Origin of the sequence: Xanthomonas sp. NCPPB 1325, assembly GCF_041477645.2 — a bacterium.
Taxonomy (GTDB): domain Bacteria; phylum Pseudomonadota; class Gammaproteobacteria; order Xanthomonadales; family Xanthomonadaceae; genus Xanthomonas; species Xanthomonas cannabis.
In genome coordinates, this window is sequence record NZ_CM192985.1 from 1405983 (window position 1) to 1420513 (window position 14531).

A 14531-nucleotide genomic window follows, 5' to 3' on the forward strand; every position below is an offset into this window, starting at 1 on the left:
GCCAGCCATGAATAGCCAGTACCGCAAGCCCTTGCCGGGCACCGCGTTGGATTACTTCGATGCACGGGCCGCCGTGGATGCGTTGCAGCCCGGTGCATATGCAGGCTTGCCGTACACCGCACGCGTGCACGCGGAAAACCTGGTGCGGCGCGCCGAACCGCAGATGCTGGAGGCGTATCTGCGCCAATTGATCGAGCGCAAGCGCGAGCTGGATTTCCCGTGGTTTCCGGCGCGTGTGGTCTGCCACGACATCCTGGGCCAGACCGCCTTGGTGGATCTTGCCGGACTGCGTGATGCGATTGCCGAGCAGGGCGGCGATCCGGCGCAGGTCAATCCGGTGGTGCCGGTGCAGCTGATCGTCGATCACTCGCTGGCGGTGGAATACGCCGGCTTCGACAAGCAGGCCTTTGCCAAGAACCGCGGCGTGGAAGACCGTCGCAATGCCGATCGCTTCCATTTCATCGAATGGACCAAGCGCGCGTTCGAGAACATGGAAGTGATTCCGCCGGGCAACGGGATCATGCATCAGATCAACCTGGAGAAGATGTCGCCGGTGATTTACACGCTGGACGGCGTGGCGTTTCCGGATACCTGCGTGGGCACCGATAGCCACACCCCGCATGTGGATGCGTTGGGCGTCATCGCAGTGGGCGTGGGCGGCCTGGAAGCAGAAAACGTGATGTTGGGGCGCGCCTCGTGGATGCGCCTGCCGGACATCATCGGCGTGGAACTCACCGGGCGGCCGTCACCGGGAATGACCGCCACCGATATCGTGCTGGCCTTGACCGAATTCCTGCGCCAGCAACGCGTGGTGGGCGCCTATCTCGAATTCCATGGTGCAGGCGCCAGTGCGCTGACCATCGGTGACCGCGCCACCATTTCCAACATGACGCCGGAATTCGGGGCGACCGCGGCGATGTTCTACATCGACCAGCAGACCATCGACTACCTGCGGCTCACCGGTCGCGACGACGCGCAGGTGGCATTGGTGGAGAACTATGCACGTCATACCGGGCTGTGGGCCGACGATCTGGCCACCGCACAGTATGAGCGCGTGCTGCAGTTCGATCTGTCCAGCGTGGTGCGCAACATGGCCGGGCCCTCCAACCCGCACAAGCGCGTGGCCACCAGCGAGCTGGCTGCGCGCGGCATTGCCGGCGCCTGGGACGAGGTGCCGGGGCAGATGCCCGATGGCGCGGTGATCATTGCGGCAATCACCTCGTGCACCAACACCTCCAACCCGCGCAACGTCATCGCGGCCGGTCTGCTGGCACGCAATGCCAACGCGCGTGGCTTGACCCGCAAGCCGTGGGTGAAGAGTTCGCTGGCGCCGGGTTCCAAGGCAGTGCAGCTGTACCTGGAAGAAGCCGGTTTATTGAGCGAATTGGAACAGCTGGGCTTCGGCATCGTGGCGTTCGCCTGCACTACCTGCAATGGCATGAGCGGTGCGCTCGACCCAACCATCCAGCAGGAAATCATCGACCGCGATCTGTATGCCACGGCGGTGCTGTCGGGCAACCGCAATTTCGACGGGCGCATCCACCCGTATGCCAAGCAGGCGTTTCTCGCCTCGCCGCCGTTGGTGATCGCCTATGCAATCGCAGGAACCGTGCGCTTCGATATCGAAAAGGACGTGCTGGGCATCGATGCAGACGGCGTGGCGGTAACGCTCAAGGATCTGTGGCCGAGCGATGCGGAGATCGACGCGGTGGTGGCGCGCAGCGTCAAGCCTGAGCACTTCCGTCGCGTGTACGACCCGATGTTTCAGCGCAGCATTGGGCAGGGCATCGGCGTGAGCCCGTTGTACGACTGGCGCCCGACCAGCACCTACATTCGCCGCCCGCCGTACTGGGAGGGCGCATTGGCTGGGGCACGCACCCTGCACGGCATGCGGCCGCTGGCCGTGCTCGGCGACAACATCACCACCGATCATCTGTCGCCGTCCAATGCGATCCAGGCCGGCAGTGCGGCTGGCGAGTACCTCGCGCACATGGGCGTGCCCGAGGAGGATTTCAATTCCTACGCCACCCATCGCGGTGACCATCTCACCGCGCAGCGCGCCACCTTCGCCAATCCCAAATTGATCAACGAAATGGCCGTGATCGATGGGCAGGTCACGGCAGGCTCGCTGGCGCGGCTGGAGCCGGAAGGGCAGGTGATGCGCATGTGGGAGGCCATCGAAACCTACATGACCCGCAAGCAGCCGTTGATCATCGTTGCCGGTGCCGATTACGGGCAGGGCTCCTCCCGCGACTGGGCAGCCAAGGGCGTGCGTCTGGCCGGTGTGGAGGTGATCGTGGCCGAAGGCTTCGAACGGATCCACCGCACCAACCTGATCGGCATGGGCGTGCTACCGCTGGAGTTCAAGCCGGGCACCGATCGCAAGACGCTGGGTATCGATGGCAGCGAAACCTTCGACGTCACCGGCCAGCGCACGCCGGGGGCCACGCTGACACTCTCGATCCACCGGCGCAATGGCGAACAGCTGCAGGTACCGGTCACGTGCCGGCTGGATACTGCAGAGGAAGTATCGATCTACGAGGCCGGTGGTGTGCTGCAACGGTTTGCGCAGGATTTTCTGGAAGCCACGGCGGCCTGATGCCCCTGGTACTCAAGGCCTTCAGGCCGCCGGCTTGCACCCGCCCGACCCGGCGCGCACACTTTGGCAATCTTTGCCATCAGGAGGTTGCATGGCCACCATGAACATCTCTTTGCCTGACGAACTCAAGCAGTTCGTCGATCAACAGGTGCTGGAGCATGCCTACGGCTCCAGCAGCGAATACCTGCGCGAACTGATCCGCAAACAACGCGATGTGGAACGGCTGCGTGGGTTGCTGCTGGACGGAGCCGACTCAGGTCCGGCGGTTGCGATGGAGCCGGATTTCTTCGAGGCCATGCGTGAGCGCGCGCAGGTACGCGCTGCCGGCAAGTGAAGCCGGCGCGCTGGCGTCCGTTGGCGCTGCGTGACGTGGATGAAGCCGCTGCATGGTACGGCGAACAGGCTGGGCTCGCAGTGGAACTGGCGTTTACCGACGCGCTGGAAATGGCGGTCAAAACCCTGATGCAGCACCCTGGAGTCGGTTCGAGCCGACATGCGGTACTACTGAAGTTGCAGCATCTGCGCGTGTGGCCGCTCAAGGGGTTTCCCTATTTGATTTTCTATATCGAACGCGATGCAGACGTCGTCATCTGGCGTGTACTGCAGATGCAGCGCGACATTCCAGCATGGATGCGCGACGACGCCTGAGTGGCTCAACGCTTACGCGCAAAGCCTTCGGCAATGCCGCAGATGGCGCATTGTTGCTGCACTGACGCTCAATTGAGATAGACCAATCCCATGACCCATTTCCCCCAACTCCGTATCCCCGCCACCTACATGCGTGGCGGCACCAGCAAGGGCGTGTTTTTCCGCCTGCAGGATCTGCCCGAGGCCGCGCAGCAGCCGGGCGCTGCACGCGACGCGCTGTTGCTGCGGGTGATCGGCAGCCCGGATCCGTATGCCAAGCAGATCGATGGCATGGGCGGGGCGACCTCGAGCACCAGCAAGAGTGTGATCGTCTCTGCCAGTACGCGTGCCGGGCACGATGTGGACTATCTGTTCGGGCAGGTGTCCATCGATAGCGCGTTCGTGGATTGGAGTGGCAACTGCGGCAACCTTTCCGCAGCGGTGGGGCCGTTTGCGATTGCCAGCGGATTGATCGATGCCACACGCGTGCCGCGCGATGGCATGGCCATGGTACGGATCTGGCAGGCCAATATCGGCAAGACGATCGTGGCGCATGTGCCGATGACCGATGGGCTTGTGCAGGAAACCGGCGACTTCGAACTGGATGGCGTGACCTTTCCGGCGGCCGAAGTGCAGCTGGAATTTCTCGACCCGGCCGATGACGCCGAAGGCGAGGGTGGGGCGATGTTCCCCACCGGCAATCTCATCGATCGATTGGAGATTCCCGGGCTGGGCACGCTGGATGCCACGCTGATCAATGCAGGCATTCCGACCATCTTCGTCAACGCGCGCGATCTGGGCTACACCGGCACCGAGTTGCAGGAGGCCATCAATGGCGACCCGCGGGCGTTGACCATGTTCGAAACGCTGCGCGCACACGGTGCGGTGCGGATGGGCTTGATTGCAAAGATAGAAGATGCCGCTACACGTCAGCACACGCCCAAGGTGGCCTTCGTGGCGCCGCCGGCCTACTACACCGCCTCCAGCGGCAAGCCGGTGCACGTCGCCGAGATCGATCTGCTGGTGCGTGCGATGTCGATGGGCAAGTTGCACCACGCGATGATGGGCACCGCAGCGGTGGCGATTGGCACCGCTGCGGCGGTGCCGGGCACCTTGGTCAACCTGGCGGCCGGCGGCGCGGCCCGCTCGGCGGTGCGCTTCGGGCATCCGTCCGGCACCTTGCGCGTGGGCGCCGAGGCAACACAGGTCGATGGGCAGTGGCAGGTGACCAAGGCGCTGATGAGCCGCAGTGCGCGCGTGCTGATGGAGGGTTGGGTGCGGGTGCCCGGCGGCATCGCCGAAGGTGAGTGAGCAGAACCTGGCACGGGTGGTGTGCTTGCGGCAGGTGCGCATGTTCGGGATGGACAACGCGGCTGCGTAGGTTTGCGCCGTAGTTGTCATGTCCAGGGCCTCGGTGCGCCGTCCGGGTCGAGTGTCGCGATGGCGCGGCGGTGCGCTTGCGAATCGGTAAGGTGCTGGTGCAGGGGCGCGTCCCCTGACGTCTTGTCACGCCAGGGCGTGCTCCTAGCGACGCGGCTGGGTCGCGACGTGTGTAGCCGACCATGTGAATGCCGAAGCTGGCAGTTGCCGGCCACGGACCGCCTCTGAGACTGACAGGGCTCCGACGCACAAATTGCACGCCCGTGTTGCATTAATTAGAACGCCCGTGCGAATTATGGAAACTTTTTCGTACGGGCTCTGCCATATTTGTGTAAATCGTGTTAATTCTGTTGCACCGCGGCATGCAGGCCAGGCCGCCCCGCCACCAGAATTTGGAGTGCTTCCCATGTCAGCCAGCCGGTCGCTCAAGATCAGCGCGCTTGCCGTTGCCGTCGTTTCGCTTCTTCCGTTTCACGCTGCTGCACAGCAGGCGCCCAGCGACGACGGTGTCGTGCGTCTGGATGCGGTCAAGGTCACGGTCGAGCGTCGCTCGGAAGATTCCAAGGATGTGCCGGTTTCCGCCAGCGTGCTGCGCCCGGAATTTCTCGATGCCATTTCCACCAGCGGCTCGGACATCCGCGTGCTGGCCGGCAAGGCGCCGAGCCTCAACATCGAATCGTCCAACGGCCGTGTGTTCCCGCGCGTGTATATCCGCGGCTACGGCAACACCGACTTCAACACCTACGCGTCGCAGCCGGTGTCGTTGATCTATGACGACGTGGTGCAGGAAAACGCGTTTTTGAAGGGCTTCCCGATCTTCGATCTGGAAGGCCTGGAAGTGCTGCGCGGCCCGCAGGGCACGCTGTTCGGCCGCAATACGCCGGCCGGCGTGGTCAAGTTCAATTCGGTCAAGCCGACCATCGGCGCCAATGACGGCTACGCCAGCCTGTCGTACGGCACCTACGGCACCATGACCCTGGAAAGCGGCCTGAGCATCGCGATGGGCGACCATTGGGCAGCGCGTCTGTCCACCTTGGGCCAGCGCCGCGACGATTGGGTGGAAAACCGCGACGGTCGCGACCTGGAAGGCTATACCGACTCGGCCGTGCGTCTGCAGCTGCTGTACCAGGCCAGCGACGATTTCAGCGCGTTGTTCAACGCGCATGCGCGCCATCTGGACGGCACCGCGCGGCTGTTCCGCGCCAACATCATCCAGCCCGGCACCAATCAGTTGGTGGATGGCTTCGACGAAGAAAAATCCTTCATCGACGGCGCCAACACCCAGGAACTGCAGACCTATGGCGGCAGCGCCAACCTGACCTGGGACCTGGGCGACATCGCGCTGCACTCGATCACTGCGTACGAAGGCATCGGCAAGTACTACAGCCGCGGCGATATCGACGGTGGCTTCGGCGCGGTGTTCGCACCGCCGTCCGGCCCGGGCGTGATTCCGTTCCCGGTGGAAACCGCCGGCGGCATCAAGAGCCTGGACCAGTACAGCCAGGAAGTGCGTGCCGAATCGCAGTACGAGGGCCCGCTCAACTGGCAGGCTGGCCTCTACTACTTCCACGACGATGTGGAAGGCGAAAACTACACGTACAACACCTTCAGCGGCGGCGACCTGGCCAGCTACCAGCTGACCCGCCAGCGCAACACCTCGTGGGCGGCATTCGGCTCGTTGAACTACGCGGCCACCGACCGCCTGAACCTGCGCGCCGGCATCCGCTACACCTACGACAAGAAGACCTTCGACGTGCTGGCGCTGGACCGCGTCACGCTGGTGGAGCCGTCCAGCGGCGAGACCGATAACTCCAAGGTCACCGGCGACCTGGCCGCCACGTTCTCGATCAACGACGACGTCAACGTGTATGCCCGTGCGGCACGCGGTTTCCGCGGCGCCAGTTTCGGCGTGCCCTCGGGCACCGCGCCGCTGACCGTGGCCGAGCCGGAGACCGTGGATTCGTTCGAGGTCGGCATCAAGTCGGATCTGTTCGACAACCGTGCACGCCTGAGCTTCGACATCTACGATTTCCGGGTCAAGAACCAGCAGCTCACCGCAGTGGGCGGCGCGTCCAACGACGTGCGCCTGCTCAATGCCGACAAGACCAAGGCGCGCGGTGCCGAGTTCGACTTCGAAGCGTTGATCACCCAGAACCTGCGCGTCACCGCTGGCGGCGCCTACAACTGGACCCGCATCGACGACCCGAGCCTGTCGGTGGGCGTGTGCCGCACCTGCACCGTGACCGACCCGCTCAACGCGGCCGGCCGCGCGCTGATCGACGGCAACGACCTGCCGCAGGCGGCCAAGTGGATGGCCAACGCGACGCTGCGTTACGGCATCCCGATGGGCAACGACGGCGAGCTGTTCTTCTACACCGACTGGTCCTACCGCAGCGAAGTGAACTTCTTCCTGTACGACTCGCGTGAGTTCACCGGCCAGCCGCTGGTCGAGGGCGGCGCCAAGATCGGCTACACCTGGGGCGCGGGTGCATACGAGTTGTCGGTGTTCTGCCGCAACTGCACCAACCAGATCCGCGTGACCGGTGCGATCGACTTCAACAACCTCACCGGCTTCATCAACGACCCGCGCATCGTGGGTGCGCAGTTCCGCGCCAACTTCTGATCGGCGTTGCGGTGTAGCACCATCGAACCGCCGGCTATCATGCCGGCGGTTTTTTTATGGCGGCAGGAGTAGATGCATGCGGCGGATCATTCGAAATGCGTGGTTGATTGCTGTGTTGTGCTGTGCGGCTGCCGTGGCGCAGGCGCAGGCGGCTGCGGCGACGACAGCGCGGGCCACGCAACCGCCCGCGGCCACCGAGCTGCTGGTGGTCTCCACCGATATCGGCGACGACATCGACGATGCGTTTGCGCTGGGGCTGCTGTTGCGCAGCCCGCAGCTGCAGGTGCTTGGCATCGCATCGGCATGGGGCGACACCACGTTGCGTGCGCAGCTGTTGCAGCGCTTGTTGCAGCAGGCCGGACGCAGCGAGATTCCATTGGCGGTGGGGGCACGCACGACTAGCACCATTGCCTTCAGCCAGGCACGCTGGGCCGCCAAGGGACAGTTGCCCGGCAAGCTGCCGGATGCGGCGGCAATGATCCTGCAGCAGGCGCGCCGGCACCCGGGCGAGGTCACCTTGCTGGTGCTGGGGCCGATGACCGATGCAGCCTTGGCGCAGCAGCGCGACCCGGCCGGCTTTGCCAAGCTCAAGCGCATCGTGGCGATGGGCGGCTCGGTGCGGGTGGGTTACGGCAAGTCTGCCTATCGGCCGGCCAGCGCACCGGCGCCGGAGTACAACATCCTCTCCGATGTGCCGGCGGCGCAACGCGTGTTCGCGGCCGGCGTGCCGATCGTGTTGCTGCCACTGGACGCTACGCAGATCACGCTGGAAGAACCTGAGCGTATCGCCTTGTTCGCGCATGGCGATGGACTCACCGATGCGCTCACCCAGCTGTACTACCAGTGGCGCAATACCGACCAGCCCTGGGCCAATGCCACACCGACGGTGTTCGACGCGGTACCGGTCGCCTGGCTGCTGAGCCCGGCGCTGTGCCCGACCACGCCGCTGCATCTGGATGTGGATGCGCAGGGCTATACCCGCGAAGGGCCAGGCATACCGAACGTGCAGGCGTGCCTGCGTCTGGACAAGCCGGCGTTCATTGCGTTGTACATGCGCCAGCTGCTGCGCTGAGACGCGTGCCGCGACATTGCCAGCAAGGCGCTTGGGTAGGTGGTGCTGTCGGTCCTACGCCGGGACATTGGTCTGGGGCAGCGGCGTGTACCGCCCCTCATCCGCCCTTCGGGCACCTTCTCCCGTTGACGGGAGAAGGAACGTTTTGTGCTTCATGGCGTTGGTGGCACGGCTGGTGTGAGCGTTCGTAATGGCGTGAGCCGTCCCTCATCCGCCCTTCGGGCACCTTCTCCCGTTGACGGGAGAAGGAACGTTTTGTGCTTCATGGCGTTGGTGGCACGGCTGGTGTGAGCGTTCGTAATGGTGTGAGCCGCCCCTCATCCGCCCTTCGGGCACCTTCTCCCGTCGACGGGAGAAGGAACGGCTTGTGCTTCATGGCGTTGGTGGAACGGCTGGTGTGCGCGTTCGTAATGGAGTGAACCGCCCCTCATCCGCCCTTCGGGCACCTTCTCCCGTTGACGGGAGAAGGAACGGCTTGTGCTTCATGGTGTTGCTGGCACAGCTGGAGTGCGCGTTCTTAATGGCGTGAACCGTCCCTCATCCGCCCTTCGGGCACCTTCTCCCGTCAACGGGAGAAGGAACGGCTTGTGCTTCATGGTATTGGTGGCACGGCTGGTGTGAGCGTTCGTAATGGCGTGAGCCGTCCCTCATTCGCCCTTCGGGCACCTTCTCCCGTTGACGGGAGAAGGAACGGCTTGAGCTTCATGGTGTTGGTGGCACAGCTGGTGTGCGCGTTCGTAATGGAGTGAGCCGTCCCTCATCCATCCCTCGGGCACCTTACCCATCAGCGGGAGAGGGGAGATCGACAAGCTTTTTGGTGCTGCCGGCACCGCTCAAGTGTCGAAACAGCTTCCGCGGGTATGAGGCAGGCGAGCCGACGACAGGTATGTACGTCGCTTGCGTGCCTACTGCGATCCAACGCGCGGTGCCAAGCATCACGCTGGCGGCCGAGACCTAGTCCATCCAGCCCCGGAACTCCTTCTCCCGCGTGCGGGAGAAGGTGCCCGAAGGGCGGATGAGGGGCTGTTGAGGACATCCCCTCCAGTCCAGCACAGGTGCATCCAGTCTCCAGCTTGCCTGCGCGCAGCCGATCCAACAGGCGCCAGGAGTCCTTACCCGAGGCCACTGCAAGTCGCATGGCGCGCAGCGCCAAGGGGGGTATGCCTATGCTGCCGCGCAGCGCGTGCGGTTGGGTGCGTCGCTATACTGGTTGTCTCAGTCATGGGATAGCACAAATGGACAGCCGGGAATCAGGGATGAGGGCGTCGGGCACGCGGCGCATGTTGCTGTGGGTGGTACTGCTCACGGTGGCGATTGGCGCGGTGGCCTGCAAGCGCAACGAAGGCGGCCAGTTGCCTGCCGCCAGCGGCGAGGCGATCAAGGCCGACAAGCAGGCCATTACCGGCTTCGCACTGGCGCGTGCCTATCCCGACCAGACCAGCGATGGGCTGTCGCTGGCGCTGGAATTCTCGCGGCCGTTGGTGGGCACCCAGGATTTCGATGCGCTGGTGCGCTTCGAAGAAAAGGTCGGTACCGGCGACAGCAGCTGGTCGCTGTCCGAAGACGGCAAGACGCTGCGCTACCCGTATGTGGAGGCCGCCAAGGACTACACGGTGCTGATCGACGCCAATTTGCTGGCCGCCGATGGCAGCCGCCTGGGCAAGCCGCTCAAGCAGAAGGTCTACACCGGCGAACTCAAGCCTGTGGCCGGGTTCGCTTCGCAAGGCAGCGTGTTGCCGGCGCGCGAAAGCCGCGGCCTGCCGGTGGTGTCGGTCAACGTGCCGGAAGTGGACGTGGAGTTCCTGCGCGTGCGCGAGAAGTCGCTGCCGGCGTTCTTCCAGCAGTTCCAGCGCGGCGGTCGTCGCGGCAGCTGGGATCTGGAAAGCGAATACAGCGGCAACGAGCCGCTGTCCAAGCTGGCCGACCCGGTCTATGTCAACCGTTTTATTTTGGGCGGCAAGCAGAACGAGCGTGTGCTGACCTACCTGCCCACGCAGGACATCAAGGAATTGCAGGAGCCGGGCCTGTACTTCGCGGTGATGAAGCGTGCCGGCAGTTTCGAAAACGAATTCGATACCGCGTTCTTCACCGTCAGCGACATCGGCCTGCACACGCGCGCCTACAAGGACAAGCTGTTCGTGCACACCGCCTCGTTGCAGAGCGGCGAGCCGATCAAGAACGTGGAACTGCGCATCCTCGATGCCAAGGGCGAGTTGTTCCTGAAAGGTGCCACCGACGGCAACGGCAACGCATTGCTCAACTACACGCTCGACGCCGGCCATGTGCTGACTGCGCGCAGCAAGACCGATGTGTCGTTGCTGCCATTCAATCAGCCGGCATTGGATCTGAGCGAGTTTGCGGTGGCCGGGCGCCAGAGCGCGTGGTTCGATGTGTTTGCCTGGGCAAGTCGCGACCTGTATCGCCCCGGTGAGACCATGCGGGTGTCGGCGATCCTGCGCGACAACGACGGCAAGCCCACCAAGCCGCAGCCGGTGTTCCTGCGTCTGAAGCAACCGGACGGCAAGACGTTCCGCGAGACCAAACTGCAGCCCGGCGAGCAGGGCTATTTCGAGTTCACCCAGCAGATTCCGGCCGATGCGCCGACCGGCCGCTGGCAGGTGGAATTCCGCACCGACCCGGCCAGCAAGGACGCCGTGCAGGGCATGACCGTGCGTGTGGAAGAGTTCCTGCCCGAGCGCATGAAGCTGGACCTGGACAGCACGCAAAAGACCCTGGGCGCCGGGCAGCCGTTCAAACTGGTGGCCAATGCCGCGTACCTGTACGGTGCGCCGGCCGATGGCAACCGCTTCACCGCCAAGCTGGCCGTCAGCGTGGAGCAGCATCCGCTCGAATCGTTGCCGGGCTGGTTCTTCGGCGACCCGACGCTGGAACTGCCGCGCGAAGCCAAGGACGTGATCGATACCGAGTTCGGCAGCGACGGCATCCTGCGCGAAGACATCGCGTTGCCGGCCGAGGCCAAGCCGGTCAGCACGATTGCGGCAGTGGTCTCCGGCAGCGTGTACGAAACCGGCGGGCGCACCGTCACCCGCACCCTCAAGCGGGTGCTGTGGCCGGCCAAGGCGCTGGTCGGTGTGCGCCCCTTGTTCGACGACGCCGATGGTGCCGACGCCAACAGCAATGCGCGTTTTGAAATCACCCGCGTGGATGCCGATGGCAAGCCGCAGCCGGCCAAGGGGTTGAAAGCCACCCTGGTGCGCGAGCTGCGCGACTACCACTGGAACTACACCGACAACCATTGGGATTACGACTTCACCCGCCGCTTCGAGAACAAGGACACGCGCACGCTGGACGTGGGCAGCGCCAATGCCAAGATCGATTTCCCGGTGGAGTGGGGCGAATACCGCCTGGATGTGTTCGACCCGGCGAGCGGGCTGACTACGCGTTACCCGTTCCGTGCGGGCTGGAGCTGGAACGACGAAAACCGCGGCCTGGACGCGCGCCCGGACAAGGTCAAGCTGGCGCTGGACAAGACCGGCTACCGCGCCGGCGACACGCTCAAGGTGACGCTGACCCCGCCACATGCCGGCAAGGGCGTGCTGCTGGTGGAAAGCGACAAGCTGCTGTACGTGCAGGACATCGACGTCAAGCCGGGCAGCACGTTTGAACTCCCGGTCACGGAAGCCTGGGAGCGGCACGACGTCTATGTCACCGCGCTGGTGTTCCGCGGCGGCACCGCGCCGAGCAAGATCACCCCCGCGCGTGCGGTGGGCGTGGCGCATGTGCCGATGGACCGCAAGGCACGGCGTGTGGCGGTGGGCTTGTCCGCACCCAAGCAGATGCGCCCCGAGCAACCCCTACCGGTGACGGTGAGCGTGCCCGAGCTGGCCGGCAAGGCCGCGCACGTGACCATTTCGGCGGTGGACGTAGGCATCCTCAACATCACCCGTTTCCCGGTGCCCGACGCCAACGCGCAGTTCTTCGCGCAGCGCCGCCTGGGCACCGATGCCTATGACATCTACGGGCGGGTGATCGAAAGCTTCGAAGGCGCCAGCGGCAAGCTCAAGTTCGGCGGCGACATGGCACTGGAAGCCTTGCCGCAGGCCAAGCGCCCGACCGCGCGCGTGCAGACCGTGGACCTGTTCTCCGGCTCGGTGACACTCGATGCCAAGGGCAACGCGCGGGTGCAACTGCCGGTGCCGGATTTCAACGGCACCTTGCGGGTGTCTGCATTGGTGTACTCGGACACGCGTTACGGCAACCGCGACATGGAAACCATCGTGCGCGCGCCGATCCTGGCCGAGGCCAGCATGCCGCGCGTGATGGCCCCGGGCGACCGCAGCACGGTGACGCTGGATGTGCAGAATTTCACCGGCAAACCGGGCGAGTTCAACGTGCGTGTGGAAGGCATCGGCCCGCTCGCCATCGCCGAGGCGGCACGCAGCGTCAAGCTGGGTGTGGACGCCAAGCAGACGTTGAGCTTTCCGCTGAGCGCCACCGAAGGCTATAGCGTGGCCAAGGTGCGCGTGCGCGTGGATGGCAATGGCTTCAAGGCCGACCGCAGCTACGAGCTGCCGGTACGCGCCGGCTGGCCGCAGGTATTGCGTACACAGACGCGTGTGCTCGACCCACTGGCGCCGATCACCCTGGACAGCAGCTTTGCCGATGGCCTGATGGCCGGCTCGGTGACCGCGCGCATGGTGGTCAGCCCGCTGCCGCCGATTCCGTTCGCCAGCGCCCTGCAAGGCGCGTTGGAGTACCCGTACGGCTGCGCCGAGCAGACCACTAGCAAGGGCTACGCGGCGCTGTTGCTCGACGATGCCACCGCCAGGGCGCTGGGGACCAAGGGGCTGGAAGCGGCCAAGCGCCGCGAGCGCATGGAAGGCGCGTTCGGCCGGCTGGCGTCGATGCAGATCGCCAGCGGGCATTTTTCGATGTGGGGCGACGATGGCTACGTCAACCCGGGGCTGACGCCGTACATCGCCGAGTTCCTGCTCGATGCCAAGGACGCCGGCTTTGCGGTGCCCGACAACGTGCTGCAGAAGGCGCTCAATCGTTTGAGCGAAGACCTGTTGTCCGGCGGCAACGAGTTCTACGGGCAGGACCGCCGCGACAACCTGAAGTTCGCCAATCAGGCCTGGTCGGGCTATGTCCTGGCGCGCGTCAATCGCGCCCCGCTCGGTACCTTGCGCGCGCTGTACGACAACCAGCGCGACAAGGCGCTGACCGGTCTGTCGCTGGTGCACCTGGGTGTGGCGTTGTCGCTGCAGGGCGACACCAAGCGCGGCGATGCGGCGATCAAGGCCGGCTTTGCCAAGGACAGCAGCGAGCGGCCGCCGTATTTTGGCGATTACGGCAGCGCGATCCGCGACGACGCGCTGATGATGGCGTTGCTGCACGAGCGTGGCTTGTCCAAGCCCGAGTACGACACCCGTGCGGTGGCCCTCGGGCGCGCGCTGGACGCACGTCGCGCCACCGGCTGGCTGTGGCTGAGCACGCAGGAACAGGTCGCCCTGGCGCGCCTGGGCAAAGCGCTGATGGTGGGGCAGGGCAAGCAGGTGTCCGGCACGCTGACGGTCGGCGGCGATGCACAGCAGATCGCTCCTGCACGTTTGTTCGGGCGCAGCTTCGACAGCGCCGCGCTGGCGCGTGGGGTGCAGTTCGCACCGCAGGGCGAGGCCCCGATGTATGCCAGCCTGGAAGTGGCCGGCATCCCGCGCAGCGCACCGGAGCCGGACACGCGCCATCTCAGCGTGGAGCGCAGCTGGTACACCACCGACGGCAAGTCGTGGACACCGCAGGCCTTGAAGGAAGGCGAGGCGTTGATCGTGCGCGTCACCATCACCGCCAACAGCAACATGCCCGACGCCTTGCTCACCGACCTGTTGCCGGCCGGGCTGGAGATCGAGAATTTCAATCTCGGCGATGCCAAACAGTGGGCGGACGTGGTGGTGGACGGCATCGGCATCAGCGAGCGTTCCAGCGCCGCCGACGTCAAGCACGAAGAGTTCCGCGACGACCGCTATGTGGCCGCGCTGGCGCTGTCCTCGGGCAGCAAGGCGCAGGTGTACTACCTGGTGCGCGCAGTCTCGCCGGGTACGTACACGGTGCCGCCATCGCTGGTGGAAGACATGTACCGCCCCGAGCTGCGTGGTGTAGGCCGCAGTACGCCGGCCACGATGACGGTGGTGCAGCCGTAGGGCAAAAAGGTAGGAGCGCGCTCGCGCGCGATGAGGCTTTCCCAGGAATGCCCCATCGCGCGCGAGCGCGCT

At 64.9% G+C, this 14531-nt stretch carries 7 protein-coding genes; all 7 read left to right on the forward strand.

The genetic code is table 11. From position 1 onward, the window contains the following. Positions 1-7 precede the first annotated feature (7 nt). The 7 genes from acnD to ACCQ10_RS05915 all read left to right on the forward strand — a co-directional run bounded on the left by acnD (position 8) and on the right by ACCQ10_RS05915 (position 14459). On the forward strand, positions 8-2599 hold the full coding sequence (gene acnD, locus ACCQ10_RS05885; RefSeq protein ID WP_372362475.1) for a Fe/S-dependent 2-methylisocitrate dehydratase AcnD: 2592 nt from the start codon (positions 8-10) through the stop codon (positions 2597-2599). A 91-nt stretch (positions 2600-2690) separates the two neighbouring features. Continuing rightward, positions 2691-2933, forward strand: a complete 243-nt coding sequence (locus ACCQ10_RS05890; RefSeq protein WP_039408021.1) for a ribbon-helix-helix domain-containing protein — start codon at positions 2691-2693, stop codon at positions 2931-2933. A gap of 20 nt (positions 2934-2953) precedes the next feature. Next, positions 2954-3247, forward strand: coding sequence for a type II toxin-antitoxin system RelE/ParE family toxin (locus ACCQ10_RS05895; RefSeq protein WP_267483898.1), 294 nt, complete (start codon positions 2954-2956; stop codon positions 3245-3247). Between the two features lie 90 nt (positions 3248-3337). Further along, the gene (gene prpF / locus ACCQ10_RS05900) at positions 3338-4537 is read left to right on the forward strand and encodes a 2-methylaconitate cis-trans isomerase PrpF (RefSeq protein ID WP_372362476.1); all 1200 of its coding nucleotides are present in this window, start codon (positions 3338-3340) and stop codon (positions 4535-4537) included. Between the two features lie 475 nt (positions 4538-5012). Then, a complete protein-coding gene (locus ACCQ10_RS05905) occupies positions 5013-7229 on the forward strand; it encodes a TonB-dependent receptor (RefSeq protein WP_372362477.1) in 2217 nt (738 codons plus the stop codon). A gap of 76 nt (positions 7230-7305) precedes the next feature. Next, positions 7306-8301, forward strand: coding sequence for a nucleoside hydrolase (locus ACCQ10_RS05910; protein WP_372362478.1), 996 nt, complete (start codon positions 7306-7308; stop codon positions 8299-8301). Between the two features lie 1256 nt (positions 8302-9557). Next, positions 9558-14459, forward strand: a complete 4902-nt coding sequence (locus ACCQ10_RS05915; protein ID WP_372362479.1) for an alpha-2-macroglobulin family protein — start codon at positions 9558-9560, stop codon at positions 14457-14459. Positions 14460-14531 lie beyond the last annotated feature (72 nt).

What these genes read in the sequence shown, in the direction of transcription:
- acnD (WP_372362475.1), top strand. Translation starts at nt 8, where the DNA reads ATGAATAGCCAGTACCGCAAGCCCTTGCCGGGCACCGCGTTGGATTAC.
- ACCQ10_RS05890 (WP_039408021.1), top strand. Translation starts at nt 2,691, where the DNA reads ATGGCCACCATGAACATCTCTTTGCCTGACGAACTCAAGCAGTTCGTC.
- prpF (WP_372362476.1), top strand. Translation starts at nt 3,338, where the DNA reads ATGACCCATTTCCCCCAACTCCGTATCCCCGCCACCTACATGCGTGGC.
- ACCQ10_RS05905 (WP_372362477.1), top strand. Translation starts at nt 5,013, where the DNA reads ATGTCAGCCAGCCGGTCGCTCAAGATCAGCGCGCTTGCCGTTGCCGTC.
- ACCQ10_RS05910 (WP_372362478.1), top strand. Translation starts at nt 7,306, where the DNA reads ATGCGGCGGATCATTCGAAATGCGTGGTTGATTGCTGTGTTGTGCTGT.
- ACCQ10_RS05915 (WP_372362479.1), top strand. Translation starts at nt 9,558, where the DNA reads ATGAGGGCGTCGGGCACGCGGCGCATGTTGCTGTGGGTGGTACTGCTC.